The 21,475-nt window shown below is 59.0% G+C and carries 18 protein-coding genes and 6 tRNA genes; 23 read left to right on the top strand and 1 reads right to left on the bottom strand.

The features are described from left to right. The first annotated feature begins 4 nt into the window (after positions 1–4). The 14 genes from gpmI (at position 5) to DWX25_RS06010 (ending at position 12,523) form a co-directional block, all read left to right on the top strand. Entirely contained in the window at positions 5–1,558 is a 1,554-nt protein-coding gene (gene gpmI / locus DWX25_RS06070) for a 2,3-bisphosphoglycerate-independent phosphoglycerate mutase (protein WP_117799013.1), read from the top strand. Positions 1,559–1,713: 155 nt separating this feature from the next. After that, the gene (gene secG / locus DWX25_RS06065; RefSeq protein ID WP_117735340.1) at positions 1,714–1,968 is read left to right on the top strand and encodes a preprotein translocase subunit SecG; all 255 of its coding nucleotides are present in this window, start codon (positions 1,714–1,716) and stop codon (positions 1,966–1,968) included. A gap of 294 nt (positions 1,969–2,262) precedes the next feature. Further along, positions 2,263–3,939 (top strand): ABC transporter substrate-binding protein, encoded by a 1,677-nt coding sequence (locus DWX25_RS06060; RefSeq protein ID WP_233505225.1) that lies wholly within the window; start codon positions 2,263–2,265, stop codon positions 3,937–3,939. Positions 3,940–4,095: 156 nt separating this feature from the next. After that, positions 4,096–5,133 (top strand): ABC transporter permease, encoded by a 1,038-nt coding sequence (locus DWX25_RS06055; protein ID WP_117799015.1) that lies wholly within the window; start codon positions 4,096–4,098, stop codon positions 5,131–5,133. A 14-nt stretch (positions 5,134–5,147) separates the two neighbouring features. Continuing rightward, positions 5,148–6,083, top strand: a complete 936-nt coding sequence (locus DWX25_RS06050) for an ABC transporter permease (protein WP_117584279.1) — start codon at positions 5,148–5,150, stop codon at positions 6,081–6,083. A gap of 2 nt (positions 6,084–6,085) precedes the next feature. Continuing rightward, a complete protein-coding gene (locus tag DWX25_RS06045; protein WP_117564867.1) occupies positions 6,086–7,177 on the top strand; it encodes an ABC transporter ATP-binding protein in 1,092 nt (363 codons plus the stop codon). Then, a complete protein-coding gene (locus tag DWX25_RS06040) occupies positions 7,178–8,206 on the top strand; it encodes an ABC transporter ATP-binding protein (RefSeq protein ID WP_117564866.1) in 1,029 nt (342 codons plus the stop codon). It abuts the gene before it with no gap. A 303-nt stretch (positions 8,207–8,509) separates the two neighbouring features. Continuing rightward, a complete protein-coding gene (locus DWX25_RS09385; protein ID WP_147335819.1) occupies positions 8,510–8,731 on the top strand; it encodes a hypothetical protein in 222 nt (73 codons plus the stop codon). Positions 8,732–8,796: 65 nt separating this feature from the next. Continuing rightward, positions 8,797–8,886: transfer RNA gene (locus tag DWX25_RS06035), tRNA-Leu, on the top strand. Between the two features lie 59 nt (positions 8,887–8,945). Next, the gene (locus tag DWX25_RS06030; RefSeq protein ID WP_117799016.1) at positions 8,946–11,291 is read left to right on the top strand and encodes a GAF domain-containing SpoIIE family protein phosphatase; all 2,346 of its coding nucleotides are present in this window, start codon (positions 8,946–8,948) and stop codon (positions 11,289–11,291) included. Between the two features lie 78 nt (positions 11,292–11,369). Beyond that, the gene (locus DWX25_RS06025) at positions 11,370–12,116 is read left to right on the top strand and encodes an anti-sigma factor antagonist (protein ID WP_117779245.1); all 747 of its coding nucleotides are present in this window, start codon (positions 11,370–11,372) and stop codon (positions 12,114–12,116) included. A 105-nt stretch (positions 12,117–12,221) separates the two neighbouring features. Further along, positions 12,222–12,297: transfer RNA gene (locus DWX25_RS06020), tRNA-Gly, on the top strand. A gap of 34 nt (positions 12,298–12,331) precedes the next feature. Then, a tRNA-Cys gene (locus DWX25_RS06015) sits at positions 12,332–12,405 on the top strand. Positions 12,406–12,447: 42 nt separating this feature from the next. Beyond that, positions 12,448–12,523 (top strand) — tRNA-Gly (locus DWX25_RS06010). 618 nt (positions 12,524–13,141) lie between these two features. Here the strand turns inward: DWX25_RS06010 and DWX25_RS06005 are convergent. After that, positions 13,142–14,263, bottom strand: a complete 1,122-nt coding sequence (locus DWX25_RS06005; RefSeq protein WP_117807733.1) for an IS110 family transposase — start codon at positions 14,261–14,263, stop codon at positions 13,142–13,144. A gap of 315 nt (positions 14,264–14,578) precedes the next feature. Here DWX25_RS06005 and DWX25_RS06000 point away from each other — a divergent pair, with 315 nt between their 5' ends. From DWX25_RS06000 to DWX25_RS05960, 9 genes are all read left to right on the top strand, one after another. Further along, complete coding sequence (locus tag DWX25_RS06000; protein WP_233505226.1) at positions 14,579–16,312, top strand: glycoside hydrolase family 13 protein; 1,734 nt, start codon at positions 14,579–14,581, stop codon at positions 16,310–16,312. Between the two features lie 141 nt (positions 16,313–16,453). Continuing rightward, a tRNA-Gly gene (locus DWX25_RS05995) sits at positions 16,454–16,529 on the top strand. 3 nt (positions 16,530–16,532) lie between these two features. Then, positions 16,533–16,607: transfer RNA gene (locus DWX25_RS05990), tRNA-Val, on the top strand. 296 nt (positions 16,608–16,903) lie between these two features. Further along, positions 16,904–17,392, top strand: coding sequence for a 4'-phosphopantetheinyl transferase superfamily protein (locus DWX25_RS05985; protein ID WP_158551577.1), 489 nt, complete (start codon positions 16,904–16,906; stop codon positions 17,390–17,392). Between the two features lie 29 nt (positions 17,393–17,421). Continuing rightward, positions 17,422–18,039 (top strand): TetR/AcrR family transcriptional regulator C-terminal domain-containing protein, encoded by a 618-nt coding sequence (locus tag DWX25_RS05980; RefSeq protein ID WP_117779246.1) that lies wholly within the window; start codon positions 17,422–17,424, stop codon positions 18,037–18,039. Between the two features lie 322 nt (positions 18,040–18,361). After that, positions 18,362–19,648, top strand: coding sequence for a thiolase family protein (locus tag DWX25_RS05975; RefSeq protein ID WP_233505227.1), 1,287 nt, complete (start codon positions 18,362–18,364; stop codon positions 19,646–19,648). 38 nt (positions 19,649–19,686) lie between these two features. Beyond that, positions 19,687–20,109: a Zn-ribbon domain-containing OB-fold protein gene (locus DWX25_RS05970; protein WP_117583871.1), complete on the top strand. Its 423-nt coding sequence runs from the start codon at positions 19,687–19,689 to the stop codon at positions 20,107–20,109. A 116-nt stretch (positions 20,110–20,225) separates the two neighbouring features. Continuing rightward, positions 20,226–20,459 carry an acyl carrier protein gene (locus DWX25_RS05965; RefSeq protein ID WP_117779247.1) on the top strand — a complete coding sequence of 78 codons (234 nt, stop codon included), beginning with the start codon at positions 20,226–20,228 and terminating at the stop codon, positions 20,457–20,459. 5 nt (positions 20,460–20,464) lie between these two features. Further along, entirely contained in the window at positions 20,465–21,472 is a 1,008-nt protein-coding gene (locus tag DWX25_RS05960) for a phosphate acyltransferase (RefSeq protein WP_117779248.1), read from the top strand. Positions 21,473–21,475 lie beyond the last annotated feature (3 nt).

Raw genomic sequence — 21,475 nt, 5'->3', positions numbered from 1 at the left:
ACATATGGCACAGCGTCATCTTCCTGCACTTCTGATCATCATGGACGGCTGTGGCCTGGCTCCGGCCGATGGCGAGAACGCCGTCGCCGCTGCCAAGACGCCCTTCCTTGATAGCCTGTACGCTCAGTATCCCCACACCACGCTCGGTGCTTCGGGCGAGGACGTGGGCCTTCCCGACGGTCAGATGGGCAACTCCGAGGTAGGTCACCTCAACATCGGTGCCGGCCGCATCGTGTTCCAGGAGCTTTCGCGCATCAATAACGCTATCAAGGACGGCTCTATCGCCAAGAACGAGGTCTTCGTCAAGGCCATGGACGATGTCAAGGCCGAAGGCAAGACCCTGCACCTCATGGGCCTTATGAGCCCCGGCGGCGTTCATTCTCACATGAACCATGTCGAGGCCCTGGTCAAGATGGCTGCCCAGCATGGCGTCAAGAGCGTTCGCGTCCACGCCTTTATGGATGGTCGCGATGTCGACCCGCAGTCCGGTGCCGGCTACATGAGCGAGTTCTGCGCCTTCCTGGCTAAGATTTCCGAGGAGACCGGTTGCGACGCTCGCGTCGCCACCGTTTCGGGCCGCTATTGGGCCATGGACCGCGACAACCGTTGGGAGCGCATCCAGCGTGCCTACGACGTCATGGTCAATGCGTCCGACGCCGATACCGATCCCGTTGCCGGTATCAAGGCCTACTACGAGAAGGACCCGCGCGGCGACGAGTTCGTCGAGCCCTTCGCTGCCCACAACGAGGGCATCCACGAGGGTGACGCGGCCATCTTCTTCAACTTCCGTCCCGACCGCGCCCGTCAGATGACCCGCGTGTTCACGGACAAGGAGTTCGACGGCTTTGAGCGCGAGCAGATCAAGCTCTCGCACTTTGTGACGATGACCGAGTACGATCCGACGTTTGACGTCGAGGTCGCCTTCCCCAAGACGTTCCCCGAGAACGTTCTGGCCGACGTCATCGCAGCCAATGGCCTGAAGCAGCTGCACACCGCCGAGACCGAGAAGTACGCTCACGTGACGTTCTTCCTCAACGGTGGCATCGAGGAGCCCAAGGAGGGCGAGGAGCGCGTGCTCGTCGCTTCCCCCAAGGTCGCTACCTACGATCTGCAGCCCGAGATGAGCGCTCCCGAGGTTACTGAGAAGCTCGTCGCCGCCATCAACGAGGATCGCGCTGATTTCTACATCGTGAACTTCGCGAACTGCGACATGGTTGGTCACACCGGTGTCTTCGACGCCGCCGTTAAGGCCGTCGAGGCTGTTGACGATGCTCTGTCCAAGGTTGTCCCGGCGATTCTCGCCAAGGGCGGCTTTGCGCTGATTACCGCCGACCATGGCAACGCCGATCACATGTTTGACGTTGCTTCCGACGGTTCCAAGCATCCGTTTACGGCTCACACCACCAACCGCGTGCCGTTCATCATCGTTGATGATAAGGCCAAGCTCACCGGTATCGAGGATGGCCGTCTTTCCGATATCGCCCCGACCATGCTCACGATGGCTGGTATTGAGCCTTCCGCCGAGATGACGGGCCGCGTGCTCGCCACCGAGGCCTAAAGAAAACAACTAACGTTTTCTTGTAAGGGGGTTGTCCACGTCCGGGCAACCCCCTTTTGCGCTATTTCTACCCCGTCCCCAAATGGCAGATGGGGGAGTGCTCGAGGTTGTGGTACAGTACTGGAGTTTGAATTGTTCTATTAAGGAGCTTATCTATGGGTCCGTTCCAGATTCTTCTGTTTGTCGTTTGGGCTGTGTCTGCCGTGGCGCTGACGATTCTCGTTCTGATGCACTCCGGTAAGGGCACTGGTGTTTCGGATATGATCGCCAGCTCTCTGTATAATTCCACCTCTGCCACGGGCGTTATGGAGCAGAACCTGGACCGCCTGACCGTTATCATGGCTGTCGTGTTTGCCGTGTGCGTCGTGCTGTGCATGTTCTTCTTCCCGCAGGGCATCGTCGGCTACTAAGCGCGAGCCTCATAAATACTTGAAAAGGGTTCCGCTAGTGCGGGACCCTTTTTGTTTACACATTTGTAACAGAGTCAAAATATCCTCACATACTTCGCCCAACTAAAGAAATTCTCGACCGTTAATCGGAATTAGCCCCAAATCGTGTATAAAATGCGCTACTGTATTGCAAAACGTTGATCCGTTGTGCATAACCAGCCATAGCAGCGGGCGGCGTTTTGATGGTTCGGATCGGATTGTCTCGACATGTGTCCGACTGAACATTTCTTTGTCCTATCTCATAAGGAGGATGGCATGGCTGATTCTATGTTCCACCAGCCCGTTATGGGTCGTCGCGCCTTTGTCGGCGGTACCCTTGCTGCGAGCTCCATGGCTTTTCTTGCCGCATGTGGCAAGAAGGGCGGCGACGCTTCCGGTTCTGAGTCCGGTTCGAAGCTGAACTTCTACATCAACAACCCGGTCTGCATCGACCCCTACAACGTCCAGGAGGACCAGGGCACTCAGGTCGAGTACCAGCTGTTCGACGCTCTGACGGAGTACGATAACGAGAAGGGCGAGATCGTTCCGCTGGCTTGCGAGTCCTTTGAGGCCAACGACGACGCCACTGAGTTTACCTTCAAGATCAAGAAGGCTAAGTTCCACAACGGTGACGACGTTACCTCCAAGTCCTTCAAGCTCGGCTGGGAGCGCCTGGTCAACACTAAGTCGGCCATCGCTACCGAGTATGGTCCTTCCGAGGTCTCCTACCACCTTTCCATGGTCGAGGGCTATGATGATCTGCTTGCCGGTAATGCTACCGAGCTGTCCGGCGTTACCTGCCCGGATGACGAGACCCTCGTCGTCAAGCTGACTTCCGCCTACGCCGACTTCCCGTTCGTCGCCTCTCACCCGGCTCTGTCCCCGGTTCCCGAGTGCGCCGAGTCCGATGTCAAGAGCTTCTACCTTGCCCCGGTCGGTAACGGCCCGTTCATGATGGACGGCAAGTGGGAGGATGGTCAGGAGATCAACCTCAAGAAGTTTGACGATTACTATGGCGACAAGGCCAAGATCGACGCCATCCACTTCCAGGTCATCAAGGACGTGGAGACTGCTTACAAGGAGTTCCAGGCCGGCAACCTCGATGTCTGCGACGTTCCCGTTGCTCAGATCGACGCCGCCAAGAAGGACCGCGGCGAGTCCAAGGATGGCTACACCATGGGTGATGGCGAGCGCATGCTGCTCGGCTCCGAGCCTTCCACGTACTATCTGACGTGCAACACCACGGCCGAGCCGTTCAACAACGCTGACCTGCGCAGGGGCATCTCCCTGGCTATCAACCGTGAGGCCATCTGCAAGACCATCTTCAAGGGCACCCGTACCCCCGCTGACGGCATCGTTCCTCCGGGAATCGCCGGCTACAAGGAGGGCGCATGGGAGTTCTGCGCCTATGACGTCGACAAGGCTAACGAGTACCTCGACAAGGTCGCTCCCGCTGGCGCTAACGGCGATCGTGGCATTAATGTGACCCTGTCCTACAACCAGGACGGTGGCCACAAGGAGATCATGGAGTCCATCATCGGCGACCTCGCCAAGGTGGGCGTCACCGCCGTCTCCGATACTCCCGAGTGGTCTGCCCTGCTCGAGCAGTATCAGAACTTCAACTATCAGTTCGGTCGTCTGGGTTGGATTGCCGACTACCCGATTATGGACAACTTCCTGTATCCGCTGTTCCACTCCGACTCCCTCGGCGGCGACAACCGCTCTGGTTACAACAACCCCGAGTTCGATGCCAAGGTCGATGAGGCCCGTGCCACGGTTGACGACGACGAGCGCATCGCCAAGATGCAGGAGGCTGACGCTATGGTCGCCGCTGACTGCCCGGTTATCCCGGTGATGTTCTACACGCACACCATCGCCGGCTCCGATCGCGTCAAGTACCTCTATGTTGATCCGCAGAAGCACGCCGATCTGGGTACCGCTGAGCTCGCCTAAGAGTTTGCAGCTTCCGTGAGGGTCAAGTATTTACGTAGACCTCATGGGAAACATACAGTTCTCCCTAACCTGGGGTAAACTGGCTGGTGGTAATTTTGGGATGCCGGTCTGGCGATCGGCATCCCATTTAGGTTAATCCCTAGATAGGGGAGTGGTATGGGTAAGTACATCGTTAAACGTGTGCTTCAGTTCATCCCGGTGTTTTTGGGCGTTACGCTGATTCTGTTCGCCCTCCAGAATATCGTGCCGGGAGACCCGATCAAGCTGATCGGTGGAGACAAGGCTCTGTCCCCCGAGGTAGAGCTTCAGCTTCGCGTGCGCTATCACCTGGTCCAGACGGACGAGGATGGCAACGCGATCCTTGACGAGAACGGCGATCCCGTTCAGACGTCGCTTGTAGACCGTTATCTGTATTACATGAACGGTCTGCTTCATGGCGATCTGGGTAATTCGTACCAGCGCAAGCTGCCGGTTACGGAAATCTTTGCCCAGAAGTATCCGTATACGGTCAAACTTGCCGCGTGCGCCATCGTGCTCGAGGCAATCATGGGTATCGGTGCGGGTATCATTTCGGCGGTAAAGCGTTATTCCTTCTGGGATATTTTGGTAACGCTGACCACGTCGATCCTCGTTGCCGTTCCCGCCTTCTGGCTCGGCATGCTGCTGCAGCTGTTCTTCGGCGTCATCCTTAAGGACCTCACCGGCGGCGCATTCTCCATGCCGATTTCGGGTGCCGGCGGTTCCAGCTCTCAGTATCAGGATTGGATGCACTATGTGCTTCCGACCATTACGCTGGCTTCGGTTTCGACCGCTTATGCTGCCCGCATTATGCGTTCGCAGCTGCTTGACGTCATGAACCAAGATTACATCCGTACGGCAAAGGCCAAGGGTCTCTCCAATCGCGCGATCATCGTCAAGCATGCGCTTAAGAATGCACTCATCCCCGTCGTTACCTATATTGGTGTCGACTTTGGCGGCATGCTTTCGGGTGCCATCCTGACCGAAACGGTCTTTAACTGGCCCGGTATCGGCTATGAGGTCTATCGCGCCATCAGCATGCGTGACTGGCCCATCGTTATGGGCGGCGTTACGCTCATCGTCGTCGTCGTCATGGTGATCAACCTGCTCGTCGACATTAGCTATGCATTCCTCGACCCGCGCATCCGCCTTGGCGGTCCGTCGGATAAGGCCTAAGGGAGGTACGTCTCATGCAGGAAACTGATTCTCAGTCTCAGGAGCAGGCTACCGCCACCAAGGCCGCATCTGCTCCCGCCAAGTCCCGCACGCTGTGGGGCGACGCTTTTAAGCGTCTTCGCAAGAACAAGCTCGCCGTTATCGGTGTCTGCTGGATCATCGTCGTCGTTTTGGTTGCCCTGACCGCAGATCTGTGGGCTAAGCCCTGGCTCGGTTCGCCGACGGCTTCCGACTCGACCACCATGGCCGAGACGTCGCTGCTGGCTCCGTGTGCCGAGCACCCGTTTGGCACCGACGCCCTTGGCCGCGACATTCTCGTTCGTGTTATCTACGGTGCACGTGTTTCGCTTTCCGTCGGTATTATGGCCACCGCCATCTCCACGGTGATCGGTCTGGTCATGGGCGCCCTTGCCGGTTTCTATGGCGGCATCTGGGATACGATTATCATGCGCTGCGCGGACATCTTCCTGGCGTTCCCGTACGTGCTGTTCGTCGTCGCCATGATCGCCGTTATCGGCCGTGGCCTTCAGAACGTCTTTATCGCCATCGGTATTCTCGGCTGGCCTTCGATTGCGCGCGTCTTTAGATCCGCGATCCTCACGGTCAAAGAGAACGACTATGTTGACGCCGCCCGTGCCATGGGTGCATCCGATGCCCGTATCGTTATGCGCCATATCTTCCCGAACTCCGTTGCTTCCATCGTGGTCTACGCGACCATGAACATCGGCGGCGCTATTCTGACCGAGTCCGCTCTGTCCTTCCTCGGCATGGGCGTTATTCCGCCTACGCCTTCGTGGGGCTCCATGATTCAGGACGGTCAGCAGTATCTTCTGACTGCTCCCTGGATGATGATCATGCCCGGTCTGGCAATTCTCTCGACGGTGCTCGCCTTCACCCTGCTGGGTGACGGTTTGCGCGACGCCCTCGACGTCAAGATGAAGGACGCATAAGGATGAAGAAGAACAAGAACTATGTGGACCTGAAGGACCAGCCGGTTCCCGAGGGCCAGCATCTGCTCGAGGTCGATGACCTTAAGATGTATTTCCACACCGAAGATGGCGTCGTTCGCGCTGTCGACGGTGTCTCCTACACGCTCGATCGTGGCGAGACCCTCGGTGTCGTCGGTGAGTCCGGCTCCGGTAAGTCCGTGACCGCCATGACCATCATGGGTCTTATCTCGATGCCTCCGGGAAAGATTGAGGGCGGCGACGTTCGCTATCGCGGTCGTTCTATCCTCGAGATGACCGAGGAAGAGATGCAGCACATTCGCGGTAACGATATCGCGATGATCTTCCAGGATCCTATGACCTCCTTGAACCCGGTCTATAAGATCGGCAAGCAGGTGGGCGAGGGCCTTCGTCTGCACCGTGGCTACTCCAAGCAGGAGGCGCTCAAGCGCGCCACCGAGCTTTTGGACCTCGTGGGTATCCCCGAGCCCGAGAAGCGCGTCAATGAGTATCCGCACCAGTTCTCCGGCGGTATGCGTCAGCGCGTCATGATCGCCATGGCTCTTGCCTGCGATCCCGATATCCTGATTGCCGACGAGCCCACGACGGCTCTGGATGTTACCATTCAGGCTCAGATTATCGAGCTCATGCAGGAGATGCAGGAGAAGAACGGCAACGCCATTATTATGATTACCCATGACCTGGGCGTCGTCGCCGATATGGCCGATAAGATTATGGTTATGTACGCCGGCCGTCCCGTCGAGTTCGGTACTGCTGAGGAAATCTTCTACGAGAGCCGCCATCCCTACACCTGGGGTCTTATTCGCTCCATCCCGGAGCAGGCCATCGATGAGAAGAAGCCGCTGACGCCGATTCACGGCAACCCGCCTTCGCTCATGAATCTGCCCGAGGGCTGCGTCTTCTCTCCTCGCTGCCCCTATGCGACGGACAAGTGCCGCAAGCAGCGCCCCGAGCGCGTTGTCACCGAGTCCGGCCACTATTCTGCGTGCCATTATTCCGGTGACCCCGAGTTCCTCAAGAACGCCCCTGAGACGTCCCGCACGCGCAAGGATTCCAAGAAGGGAGGCGAGGCGTAAATGACAGACAATAACGAGCGCACTCCGCTGCTGAAGGTCGAGCATCTTTCTAAGGAGTTCCCCGCAGAGTCCGGCATGTTCGCCAAGCGTTTTTCCAAGCGCGTCGTCTCTGCTGTGAATGACATTTCGTTCGAGATTTATCCGGGCGAGACCTTTGGCCTGGTCGGCGAGTCTGGTTGCGGTAAGTCCACCACGGGCCGCACCATCATGCGCCTGACCAAGCCGACGGCAGGTAAGGTGTTCTTCCAGGGCAAAGACGTTGCCGAGATGAGCAAGCATGAGATCAAGGACATGCGTCGTGAGATGCAGTTCATCTTCCAGGACCCCTATGCTTCGCTCAATCCTCGTATGACCATCGGCGAGATCGTCTCCGAGCCCATGACTATTCATGGCGTGGGCACCAAGGAGGAGCGCATTGAGCGTGTCCGTGAGCTGCTGGACGTCGTCGGCCTCAACCCCGAGCACATCAACCGCTATCCGCACGAGTTCTCGGGCGGTCAGCGTCAGCGTGTCGGCATCGCCCGTGCGTTCGCTCTGAAGCCCAAGCTGATCATCTGCGACGAGCCCGTTTCCGCTCTGGATGTTTCCATTCAGGCCCAGGTTCTGAACCTGCTCAAGGAACTTCAGGACAAGTTCGGTACGGCCTATCTCTTCATTGCCCACGACCTGTCCGTCGTGCAGCACATCTCCGATCGCGTTGCCGTTATGTATCTGGGTAAGATGGTCGAGGTTTCGGACTGGAAGACGCTCTATAGCGAGCCTCACCATCCGTACACGCAGTCGCTGCTATCTGCCGTGCCGGTTCCCGATCCGGATATTCAGAAGACCCGCAAGCGCATCATCCTCGCCGGCGATCCGCCGTCGCCGCTGGATCCGCCGACCGGCTGCCGTTTCCACACGCGCTGCCCGATCGCGCAGGGCATCTGCTCCGAGAAGCTTCCTGAGTTTAAGGAAGTTGCCCCGGGCCACTGCTGCGCCTGCCACTTCGCCGAGCCGTTCCCGATCAAGGAATCGCACATCGACCTGTAGTCGGTTGTTATTGTCCGGGCCCGCCCTGGTGTTACTTTTCAGAACGTCCTCGGACATGTCGGAAGCCCCGCTGCGCGCTACGCGCTGCGGGGCTTCCTCCGTCCTGCGGAGTGTTCTGAAAAGTAACACCAGGGCGGGCCCTACGTTAACTCGGCAGGGGGAGTGCGATTCCTCGCTCGCTCACTTAATCTAATGGGAAAGTTAGTGAGGCCGGAGCTTTAGCTCCGGCCTCCCCATATAACGGCTCGGCAAAGCCGAGCCACTAAATTTATACCAGCCCCAGAACATGTTTGAGAACTGTGCTTGAAGAACGTGGACATAGGTCCCGAATCGGTGTTGCCTCCCGGCGCATTCCGCAGGGGGAGCGATATTTTGCAGCACGAAGTGCGCAGCAAAATATCGCTCATGCCCGAGGACGCGCCGGGAGGCAGCACCGATTCGGGGCCGGACATGCGGATCTACCTGCGCAATTACAAATTCGAAAACTTTTTTGAAAAAAGTGCTTGCACAGTTCTCGAATCATAGGTTATTATCTTCCTCGTTGAACGCGCGGGTTCAACAAAACGAACCGCGAATCAACAACATAGCATGTCGGAGTGGCGGAATTGGCAGACGCGCTAGCTTGAGGTGCTAGTGACCGCTTTTTGGTCATGCGGGTTCAAGTCCCGCCTCCGACACCATCGCATTTGAGAAGCCTCTTCGGAGGCTTTTTTGTTACCGATAGACGGTGGGGTCCACGATGGAAACGCTTGAACGCAACGAGTGGGCAGACGTTGCCCAACTAGTCGAGATCACGAGCGATGCTGTCATCATCTGCGAGCTCGACGGAACCATTCTGCATGTGAATAATCGCTTACTTGGTTTGATGTGCGAGGAACGCGCCGACGTCATCGGTGGAGATGTTAAAGACGTCCTGTACTCGTCCGCTTTTGAACGTGCGACGGAACATCGTCTGCCATTTGATACTGATGGCTCCGAGAACGAACTGATGCTCAAGCTAAGTGACGGCTCTTTTATTCCCGTCTTGGTTCGTGCGGGCTCCGTAACGCCTCCACGCATCTTTGGGCGCCGCGCACCACGTGTCCTGGTGGCGCTTCACAGTATCGAGGAACAGTATTCTCACGACCGTCAGCTCAAGCGTGCGTTATCGGAGCTTAGAGTGGCGAACAAGCGTCTCTCTGGGACGCTCTCGGTCATTATGAGCACTGTGGGCTCCGATGAGTTACCCAGCCTGCTTGATACCGTTTTGAACCAGCTTGTAGGAACGCTCGATGCTTCGGGTGCCGCTATCTATTTTTCTGAGAGCGGCGGCTTTAAGCTTCGTGGTGTTTCCAAGGAGCTGTACGACAGCTACCTGCCCGAGTTTTTGCCGTATGGCGCTGGCATTCCGACGTATGTTCTTCGCGAGTCGCGCGCCTGTCGCTTGTCGATCCAACAGGACCTTGAGGGCGACCGGGTTGCTTCGGGTATGTTCATTGATTTGGACAATCGTTCCAAACACTTGCTGCGCGTGCAGGATATGCCTCCGTATCGCAGTGAGATCTGTCTTCCCGTGTTTTACGGCACGCAGGTGCTCGGTGTGTTGGAGGTCGGTTGGAAACGTCCACAGGCGCCACTTGCCTATGACCTTAACGTGCTCGAGGTCATCTGCGATTACCTGTCTATTCAGATGGTCGGCATGGCATCGAGCCTTCGCTCCCGTCGCACGGCCGAGCTTGGCCGCTCGCTCAATGTCTTGCGGGATGAGTTGTTTACCTTTCTAGACGATTCCGCCGCGGCTACCCAGGCGGTATCGTCCGAGATCTGCAATATGCTCAACTGCCATTTTTGCCCTATTGAGTATGACGCCAGGCTGGATTCCTACGTCATAGATTTTGAAGGCGGCAGTCGCGTTAATTTGCCGGGCGATCCGGAGTCGCTCTTCTTTTCTGTCACGACGCCGGCAGCGCGCCTGGGATCAGCTTCCGATGGGTTCGAGACGTCGGTGCTGGGCGGGACGAGCGCTGACGATCTCAAGCACGTGCGCCTAACGCGCGTGGATGAATCCACGCCTATGGGTGCATGGCTGAGAGCCCACGGCCTGCCGTGTCAGGGACTGTATGTCGACTCCGGTATCGAGGCGGGGCGCTATCGCTCGGAGGCGGATGACAAGCGAAACAACGATGCGATCGTTCACGCTGATGTCGCAAAGGGGCCGACAACGCGCGCCTTGCTGCTCCGTGATGGCAGCCAGGAACCAATCGACGACCTTGAATACGACTACATGGTGCATTTGGCTCACGATTTTGAGCTGATCTATGAGGGTGAGTCTCAAAAGCGCGAGGAGCGTCATATCGCTCAGACGCTTCAGATCGGCATGAGAAATTCGCTTGGTGACGTTCCGGGAATCGCCGCCGATTCGGTGTACCTGTCGGCCACGAACTCGGCGTTGGTCGGCGGCGATTTCTATACGCTCATCCGTCTTCCCGACGATTGCGCCGTCATGATTCTGGGCGATGTGTCTGGCAAAGGCATTGAGGCTGCATCGATGTCCGCACTCGTCAAGACGGCCCTGACGGCATATGCCTGGGAGGGCGCTGGACCGGCCCGCATGGCACGCTCTCTTAACAGCATGCTCATGGGCTTTTCGAGGGTCGAGACGTTCGTGACGGCCTTTATCGCCAAGATTGACCTTAAAGCCGGACGCGCAACGTATTGTTCGGCGGGCCATCCTCCGACCATGGTCATCAGGCCAGAGTCGATGCCGCTGGGTGGCGGCGAGGCTCGTGGGGGAGAGGTCGAGCTGCTTGGATGCCAATCGGGGGTAATCGGTGCCTTTGAGAGCATGGTGTACGAGACAGGCGTGTTTACGTTCGCTCCTGGTGACATGCTATTTATGTACACCGACGGAACAATCGAAGCGCGTGACCGCTCGGGTGCTTTCTTTGGCGAGCAGCGCCTTCGCGACCTTCTGCTCTCTGTCTCGGGTGAGGGCGTGTCGGGCATTTGCGGCAAGGTCTTGGGCGAGCTTGACCGATTTACCGAATCGGCGCTGGACGATGACATTGCATTGGTGTCCCTTGAGTTTTTACGGGGTCGTTCATAGACGACGCTGGGCGGGCTGAATCCGTACGGTTGGGGAAACGAATGCATCGAGTGGGCTTTTTTGGGGAATCATGGTCGTATGAATGAGTGGAATGACATAGCGGTTTTGACGCCACCAGGCGATATCGACATCGCCACGGTGCCTGCGCTGCGTCGGCGGTTGGATGCTTTGATTGGCCGCGGCGTGCGTCGTGTCGTCATCAACTGTCAGGCTGTTAGCTTTATCGATTCGACGGGCTTGGCATTCCTGCTTACGCGCGCTCGTGAGCTCATGAGGCGAGAAGGCCTGCTTTCGCTCGTCAATGCATCGGGTGAAGTTGTTCGCTTTTTGGAGATTGCTCGGCTTGTCGATATCCTTCATGTCGCGGGGCCGGCACGGGAGTCTGTTCCCGCCATTCCGGTGGGGGAGCTGCCTCGCTGGAGTAAGAGCGTCGAGGTCCGTCAGGGTATCGAGAATCTTCCATACTACCGACATCGCATCGCCGAACTCCTTGAATCGCTTCCGTTGCGCCGTGACGAGCGCTACGATGTCGCATTGGCGTCGGGGGAGGCGCTGGGTAATGCCTATGACCATGCGGGCGGTATCGGGTGCGTCCTGACGGTTCAGGCCTATGGCGATCGCGTTGTGGTTGAGGTGCTTGATCGAGGTGCCGGCTATTCTATCGATGAAACGAGCGAACCGGTCGCATCAGAGGAGCGCGGCCGTGGTATCAAGCTTATGCGTATGCTCGTCGATAACGTGGAGGTTGCTCGTCGTACGGACGGCGCCGGCACGCGCGTGCAGATGGTGAAGCTGTTTAGCGGAGCGCTGGAATCGTGTGCCTAGCCAATCGCTTTAGCGCGTTTAGCTACTAAGAACATGCGGCAGACAAGTTTTTTGAAAAAAGTACTTGCGTCTTTTGGACAACTCGCGTAAATTAATAACCCGCAAGCGGACATGGCTCAGTTGGTAGAGCACAACCTTGCCAAGGTTGGGGTCGCGGGTTCGAGCCCCGTTGTCCGCTCCATTGCATTTCCGGACCGTTTAGGCGGTCCTTTTTCGGCGAAGTGGCCAAGTGGTAAGGCAGAGGCCTGCAAAGCCTTTACCCCCGGTTCGAATCCGGGCTTCGCCTCCAGGCAACATCCGGGCGCTCCGGCGCCCGTTTTGTTTTAAATATGCGGACATGGCTCAGTTGGTAGAGCACAACCTTGCCAAGGTTGGGGTCGCGGGTTCGAGCCCCGTTGTCCGCTCCAAACGTAACAGCCCGACTACTACGGTAGCCGGGCTTTTTCGTACCCGGCGCATGGGCTCGAACCCGAGAGGGAGCGAGCGTTAAGCAAACGCGGAGCGTTTGTAGCGAGCTGGCGAGGACGCCGGCAGGCGGCCGAAGCCGGTGCGGATCCGCGAAGCGGATACGCGGACGCCCCGTTGTCCGCTCCAACTATCTTACGCGGTTCTAACGAACCGCGTTTTTTGTTGACGCTGCGCGAGCCCCGGGCACCCCATCTTGCCCCTCAATCGTCGGTCGCGTACATAGAGTACGCTTCCCTCCTCTTTCGCGGCAACCTGGGGCACCCGGAGCCCGCTCGCTCATATGACCCAATCCACTGTCAAGGGCCACAATGGCCCCGCCGACCGCTTGCGATCGGTCGGCGGGGCCTGCCGTTAAACCCGTCCCGGTCCGCCCCCGGCATGTCATCGACGCCTTCGGCTCAGTCTCATATCCGCGGATACCGCTCCGGCGGCCCGCAATCCTCTCCTTCGGCGGGGTTCCCCTAGTCTGTCTTCGCGCATGCGGCGGCCGCCGCGCGCACAGCGAGAACGGGGGTGTCCCCGAAGGCTGCCCGGCTCGCCGGGACGGGGGCTTATGTCTATTCCGCGCCCTCCCGGCACATCGTGCCGAGGGCCCACAGCCACCTCACGAGCTCGGCCGCGGTGGCCGCGTTCGCCTTCGCCTGCGGCATCCCGCGGGCGATCATCTCCTCGCGGCGGCGCAGGAGCCTCTCGGACCCCTTCCTCCCGTGCATCCTTATCTCGAGGGGCACGCCGGAGCCCTTGGGCATCAGCTTCGGCTGGTGGCAGGCCTGGGCATAGCACCAGGACCCCTCGACAGCCAGCTTCCTGACGAGCGCGTTGCCGGCCCCGCTGATTCCGCCGAGGCGCACGGAGTCCGCGCTCGACCTCTGCTTCGGGGCGAGGCCGAAGTAGGCCGTCACCTGCCTGCCGGAGCGGAACCTCGAGAAGTCGCCGACCTCGGACGCGAAGGCGGCGGCGAGCGCGAACCCGCACCCCTTGATCGACTGGAGCGCCTCGACCTCGGCCGAGAGGGGGCCCGCCGCGACGGCGGCCCTGTATTCGGCGAGGAGGGCCTCCCTCGTCTCGTCGGCCGCCTCGACCTCGTTCCTCAGCGCCGCAAGCGCCCGGATGCCTCCGTCGTCGGCGGGGTGTATGCCGTCGAGCCACCTGAGGAAGCCGTACGTCCAGTACTTCCGGGGGTTGCCGGCCGGCGTCGTGCCGCCGTAGACATAGCCGCGGCGGGCTAGGAACGCCAGGAGCCGCTGCTTCGCCGCCGCGAGCCTCGCGGTCGCCGCGTCGTGGGCGGCGGCGAGGTCCCTGAGCCCCTCGATCTCGGGGGACGGCACCCATACCGGGGTGACGTCGTGCGACAGTATCGCCTTGGCCATCCTGGCCGCGTCGTTGCGGTCGTTCTTGGACGAGAGGTCGGCAGCCGACCTCGGGACCTTGGAGACGGCCGCGACGACGCAGTCGACGCCGAGCCCGGAGAGCTCCCTTTGCGGGGCGAAGCCGAGGTAGCCGCTCTCGTAGGCGGCGAGCGACGGGCCGGGGAAGCCCGACATCCACTCCGCGACCTCGCCCCAGGGGTTGCCGCGGAACCTCCTCGTCACGGCCTCGCCCGTCTCCGCGTCGAGCGCGCAGACGGTGGTGGACCTGAGGTGTACGTCCATTCCGAAGGCGGTAGAATATCTAGGCACGGGAGCCTCCCAACCTCGTTGCGGCGCGGCTGCGCCTCTGGCACTTCAACAACATTGTCGCAGCCCCGACCCGCGGTCACGAGCGGGGGCTCCTGTCGTTTCCGTGCCCCTGGATTGGGTCATAGTGTCTGTCGTGGCCGGGGAAGTGGGTTTTCCGTTCTTTTCACTAATCGATTGATTCGCCCCAGGAGGCTCGAGCCCGTGAGGGAGCGAGCGTTTTGGGGCGTGGCTGTGGCGTTGTTTGCCGCGAATGTCCGCTTTGGGCGTATCATCGTGGGCATCTCGCAAAACCTCGTTGCAAGGGAGTCGCACCCCATGGCTACAGAAAAGTCCTCTTCGCGCCCATGGATGTCCGATGCCGCGATTTATCAAATCTACCCGCGCTCGTTTAAGGATTCGACTGGTTCGGGTCTGGGCGATATCGCGGGCATTACCCAGCAGATGGACTATCTTGAGCGGCTGGGTATCGAGGCCATCTGGCTGAGCTCGTTTTACCCATCGCCTCTCGTCGATGGCGGCTATGATGTGGCGGACTACTGCGATGTCGACCCACGTCTCGGGTCGCTTGACGACTTCGATGACATGATCACTGCGGCTCACGCGCACGGCATCAAGGTCATCGTCGACATCGTGCCCAATCATTCGTCCAACCAGCACCCCTGGTTCAAAGCCGCTCTTGCCGCCGGCCCCGGATCGCCCGAGCGCGCCCGTTATATCTTCCGCGATGGTCGCGGCGAGCATGGCGAGCTGCCTCCCATCAATTGGAATGCCAACTTTGGCGGCCCCGCCTGGACGCGCGTCGCGGACGGTCAGTGGTATCTGCACATGTTTACGCCCGAGCAGCCGGACTTTGACTGGTCGTGCCCCGAGGTTCATGCGTTCTTTTGCGACGTCCTGGCGTTTTGGAGCGATCGAGGCGTCGATGGCTTTCGCATTGATGTGGCGCACGGTCTCGCCAAGGATCTCGACCGCGATGACCTCGACCGGTGGCATCTCGCCGAGGGCGATGACATGGTTGACGACGGCACCCATCCGCTGTGGGACCGCAACGAGGTCCACGAGATCTATCGCGAGTGGCGCCGCGTGTTCGACCGCTATGATCCGCCACGCAGCGCCGTTGCCGAGGCGTGGGTGCTGCCCGAGCGCCAGTATCTCTACGCGCGTCCCAGCGAGCTTGGCCAGACATTCAACTTTGAGTTTGCCAAGGCCACTTGGACCTATGATGACATGCACGCTGCAATCGAGGAGGGCTTGAAGGCAGCTATAGAATCCGATTCCGCCTCGACCTGGGTGCTCTCCAACCACGACGTGCCGCGCGTGGCGACGCGCTATGCCCTGCCGCAGATCAAGGCGACGCGCTACCACCAGATTGCGCTCGACTGGCTCTTACGCGACGGGTCGTCTTATGACGAGGACCGTGAACTCGGCGAGCGCCGCGCGCGGGCGGCCCTTTTGCTCGAGCTGGCGCTTCCGGGCTCGGCATACGTGTATCAGGGTGAGGAGCTCGGCCTTTTTGAGGTGGCCGATATCCCGTGGGCCGCACTCGAAGATCCTACTGCGACCAATACGCACGGACCGAAGCGCGAGAAGGGGCGAGACGGCTGCCGTGTGCCCCTGCCGTGGGTGGCGGCGGACGATCCCGCGCAGGGCGGATCGTTTGGGTTTTCACCGGCGGACGCCGATGCGGCGCCCCATCTGCTGCAGCCTGCATGGTTTTCCGATTACGCTGCCGATAGGGAAGAAGCGGACCCGACATCGATGCTTGCGCTCTATCGTGACGCCCTCTGGCTGCGGCGCAAGCTGCGCGGGCGCGCCAACGATCTTAAGTGGCTTGATCTTGACGGACGCACCGGCCTTGCGGATGGTGCCGAGGGCGCTGAGGGTGGCGTCATCGCCTATCGCCGCGACAACGGCTGGGCGTGTGTGACGAACTTCGGTGCAGCACCCGTGGAGCTGCCGGCGGGCAGGGTCCTGCTCACCTCATCACCGCTTGTAGACGGCAGGCTCGCGCAGGACAGTTCTGCCTGGATCATGCTCGCTGAGTTGTAGGGGCCTCTTGCGGCGAGTTTGCGTTTGCCTGTGCTTTCCGTGGTGGCTGATGTCTTTGCGAGGTTCGCGAGGGCGTCGCAAAACTTTTCAAAAAAAGTTCTTGCATAGGATGCGGGTATCACGTAAGATTAATCCTCGTAAGCGGACATGGCTCAGTTGGTAGAGCACAACCTTGCCAAGGTTGGGGTCGCGGGTTCGAGCCCCGTTGTCCGCTCCATTTGGGCGTTTAGCTCAGGGGGAGAGCGCTTCCCTGACACGGAAGAGGTCAGAAGTTCAAATCTTCTAACGCCCACCAAATGTTCGCAGCCCAGAGGCTATGTCCTCTGGGCTGTTTTGTTTTGGTCGCCAAATGGGTCGCCAAATCGTCGGCAAAAGGTACCTCGATTCATGAAAGAGCGGTTCTGAGCGTCAGTTTAGCCTTGTCATCTCAATCGAGTGGGGTTGACCATTTTGAACATAACCGTGCACCTCGTTGACGTTTCTGCGATCGATCCCGGCGAGACCGTTGATATGGCATCAATCGCGGGACGTTATGCCTCGCGTGCCTCCAATGGAGATCTCCCCATTGCGTCTCGGAGGGAAGCTGCGGGCGTGGGTCTGCTGCTTCGCGACGCCCTGGGTGTCTTCGACGACACCCAGCTTGCGCGTTCTGCTTTCGGCAAGATCGAGCTTGCGGATGGGGAGGCCCCCTCTATTTCCATTTCACATGGCGGAAGCGTGGCCGTCCTCGCTGTTTCCGATGTTGCTCGGTCGGTCGGAGGACCTATTGGCGTGGATATCGAGGCGGTCGATGAGATTGTACCTATTGCGGTTGAGCGTATGGCGAGCTCAAGGGAACGGGCGTGGATTGACGCTGCGGCAGATTCGCAGGAACGCGCCTTTCGGCTGTGTCGGGTTTGGACGCGTATCGAAGCCGTCCTGAAGGCGGAGGGGTCCGGCTTTTCAATCGATCCCCGCAAAGACGGGTTGCCGAGCGGATGGTTTACTTCCTCGGTGGTGTTTGGCCAGTGTGTCATCTCTTGTGCAGCGCGTTCTATGCCCCATATCGCCATTGAGGAGCATGCCTTTCGGGTAGCATAGTAGCCAATCGCCAACAGGGGAGGCCTTCTATGTCACTGAACGCTAAAAACGATATTGCTTCGCGGATCGAAGGCGCCGTCTTTGAACTTATGGCGACAACGCCTGTGCAATCGATTAAGGTCACCGACGTACTCCGTCTTGCCCATACATCAAAATCAACCTTCTATCGTTGTTACCGCTCTGTCGATGATGTGGTCAAGCGCTTTGAAGATGAGCTGCTCCAGAACATGCAAGACATTAACGACGTTGCCCTTGAGGCTCGTTTTGGTGATGCGCAGCTTGATCCCACGCCCACGATGATCAAGCGCATGGAAATCCTCAAGGCCAATCGCTCGAAAGTCCTGGCGCTTAACAGCGATAACGGTGATCCCGTGTTTGCACACAAGGCAACGATCTTCATGCATGACTATTTTCGCGATCGTTTGCGGTCGACGTTTTCAGATGAGACGGACCTCGATCTGTATCTTGCTTTTGCGCTTGCGGGCCACCATAACCTCATCCAGTATTGGCTCGAAGTCCGGCCTGACCTTGAGGCACGAACCGTTGCCGCCGCGCTCAATCGCATGTTCTACGCACCGCTCTTTGTCGACGATGCATCGCGCCATTGGCATCCGCGGATCCCTGATTTTGAAAAGCCGCTCGGGTGAGCGGCTGTTTTTTAGGGATGAACGGTTGCGCATGCAGTGAACTCAAAGCGTTCCAGCCCTATGAATCGGCTTTAAGCATAGTCATTTATCTGCTATTTGGAACGAAATTTAGCTATGCGTACCAAATGATGGGACACATAGCGGCATTTTGTCCCACGGCACCAAATAAACCACTCTTACACTAAAGCTACGTTCAAAAGAACCACTGCAGTAGTTCAACGTGTGACGGCACAGAAAAGCCGCGAGCGCTCTCTCACCTTCGCTCGCGGCCGGACTGCGCCATCATTTCGTACACCTTCACATGATTAGGATGTGATATTCAGTGGTTACGCTCGGAAAGAACATGCGCAGCGTCTCGATTGTAGGCGTAGGCTGCACCCCGTTCAAGGATTTTGAGGAGCATCCCGAGACCCAGGGTATTGGCGAGGGCGAGGCGTTTGGCTATGCGGCCCTCGAGGCAATTGCCGATGCCGGTCTTGAGCCCCGCGATATCGACTTTTTCTATCACGGCAGCGCCAATCCCTATCTCGTTGGTGATTGCATTACCCCCAACATGCAGGTTGCCGATTGGTTTGGCGTTCGTGCCAAGGGTTCCGTCCATCATTCCGAGGCTTGCTGCACGGGCTACGTCGCCCTTGAGCAGGCCGTGATGGCAGTCGCCTCCGGTGCCTACGATGTTGTCCTTACGGGTGCCTGCGATTTGGCTTCGACCCTTCCCGTTGAGCACATGCCCTCGCATATTCGCCAGGACTTTACGCTCGATGTCATGATTCCCTCGCTCGATAAGATCTATGACCGCGCGTATGGTCGCCCGCTCGATGGCGCCTTTGGCGTGTCGTTCGACAACTGGATCAACGAGTATTCGATGCAGTACGACCTTACCGCCGATCAGATCGATGACGCCCTGAACGGCCTTACCAAGAGCCTTCGCCGCGGTGCCGTCCTGAATCCCCTTGCGTGGTATGAGACCACGGTCGAGGAGGATGCGAAGGCAGCTGGGTTCGATACCGCCGACGAGTATCTCAAGAGCATGTACAACCCGCGCGTTACGCAGTACCTGCGCGTTACCGGCTTTGAGAAGAAGTGCGACGGTGCCGCCGCTGTTGTCGTGATGCCCACGGAGAAGGCCAAAGCCATGGGCATGCCGTATGCGCCTATTGAGGTGCTGGGTACGGGCGCCTCTGCCGTCGAAGCCGGCCTGCTTCACAACGAGCACTGGGCTACCGAGCTTGCTGCCAAGCAGGTCTACGACCTTACCGGCGTGAGCCCCGATGAGATCGACCTGTTTATGTGCAATGACTTCTTCCTGGCTTCCGAGATCGTCTCGGCCGAGGAGTGCGGCTATATTCCGCGCGGCGAGGCTTGGAAGTATGCGATCGATGGCCGCACCGCTTTTGACGGCGATAAGCCCATCAACCCGCACGGTGGCCGTTGCAACTTCGGCCACGCTCATGGCGCATCCGGTATCGCCGATATCGTCGAGGCCGTCAAGCAGATGCGCGGCGTCGCCGGTGCAACCCAGATGAAGAAGATTCCTGAGACGGCCTTCCTGCGCGGTTTTGGCGGTTCTCAGAATGTGCGCTGCCAGATTCTTCGTACCGTCGCCTAAGCGACCGCGGTTTTCGATTTCCCATAAGGAGTATTCTCATGCAACTCAAAGATATGGAGCCCGTGGTCAAGAAGTTCTACACGGGTCTTGAAGAGGGCATCTATTGGGCACGTCAGTGCCCCGAGTGCGGAGCCGTCGAGTTTCCGCCTCACCTTGCCTGCAATGCCTGCGGCTACCACAAGACCGATTGGGTCCAGGTTTCCGGTCACGGCCATCTGATCGATTTTACCCTGCCTGGTCCGCAGAACGACAAGCCCTACCTCAAGGAGTATGGCAAGTACGCCTACGGCGCCGTCGATATTGACGAGGGTTCTCAGTACACCTACGTCATCTACGGCATTACCAAGAAGAAGGCCCCCGAGATCCGCGCCAAGCTCATGGCGGGCGAGACCGTGGGCGTCCATGCCAAGGTCATCGACCGACCGGGCTACAAAGAGCTCACGTTCGAGCTTGACGACTAGGCTTTCACACTAGGCTTTCACCCCTATAACAATTCGCTTCCTCTCTTAGGCCACGGCGGGACCCATGTCTCCAGCCCGCCGTGGCTACCCCTCTTTTTAATTAGAAAGGCGCCATCATGAACGAAGAACTCACTCAGCAGATCTGCGATTTTGCCAAGTCCGCTTACAACTATGACGGTGATGTGACCCCCGAGACGACGTTCGAGACCCTGGGCAAGGGCTCGATGAAGATGATCGCCCTGACCTCCATGATCGAGAACGAGCTCGATGCCGAGGTCCCCGTTCGCGAGGTCATGGTCATGAAGACCGTCGGCGAGCTTATCGAGCGCACTGCCGAAGAGATGGAGTAGCTGCCATGGACCTGATGCAGACCCTGCGCGAGCGGGCTGCCGCCAAGCCTATGCGCGTTGCTTTTCCCGAGGGCGAAAACGAGACCATGATGCAGGCGGTCGCAAAGATCGCCGCCGAGCATCTTGCCGAATGCGTGCTGGTCGGCGACGGCAGTAAGCTCAAGGAGCTTGCCGACGAGCGTGGTATCTCCCTTGACGGCATCGAGATTGTCGATGTGACCGACGAGGAGGCGAACGCCGCTTGCTGCGAGCGCTATCTTTCGCATCCGGATTGCAAGTTTAAGCCCAAGGGCGCCGCGCGCCGTATGACGCGTCCGCTTGAGCGCGCCCTGATTTTGCAGGTACTCGGCGATGTCGACGTAATGTTCGCCGGCATCGATAACGCCACGGGCGATATTATCCTGGCGGGACAGACTATCGTCGGCCTTGTCGATGGCGTCGATACCGTAAGCTCTTGCGGCATTGCCGATATTCCCAACTGGACTGGCGGCGAAGGCGGCCTTTTGGCTTTTGGCGATTCTGCCGTTTGCGTTGACCCCACGAGCGAGGAGCTTGCCTCAATCGCGATTTCGTCGAGCGAAACGGTGCGCTCGCTGACCGGATGGGATATCCGTTGCGCGCTGCTTTCGCATTCGACTGACGGCTCGATGGATAACGAGCTCGTCGACAAAGTGCGCCGCGCTCGCGAGATTGCCAACGATCGCCGTCCCGACCTTGCCATCGACGGTGAGTTCCAGTTTGATTCGGCGATTAACCCCAAGGTTGCGGCCAAGAAGGTACATCGTGAGTCCGCTGTTGCGGGACAGGCCAACGTGGTCATCTGGCCTGATATCAACGTGGGCAATATCGGCGTCAAGATCATCCAGAACCTGACCGGCGCCAATGCTTACGGCCCCATGCTTCAGGGCTTCAAGAAGATCGTGTGCGATTGCTCGCGCTCTGCGCCCGTCGACGAGATCGTCGGCAACGTGGTGATGAGCTGCGTGCGCGCCCAGGCGCTTAAGGAGGCTTAGGGT

The organism is Collinsella sp. AF18-8LB (assembly GCF_003459795.1).
GTDB lineage: Bacteria > Actinomycetota > Coriobacteriia > Coriobacteriales > Coriobacteriaceae > Collinsella.
Note: the sequence above shows the minus strand (reverse complement) of the source record. Positions and strands in the feature narration are given on the sequence as shown.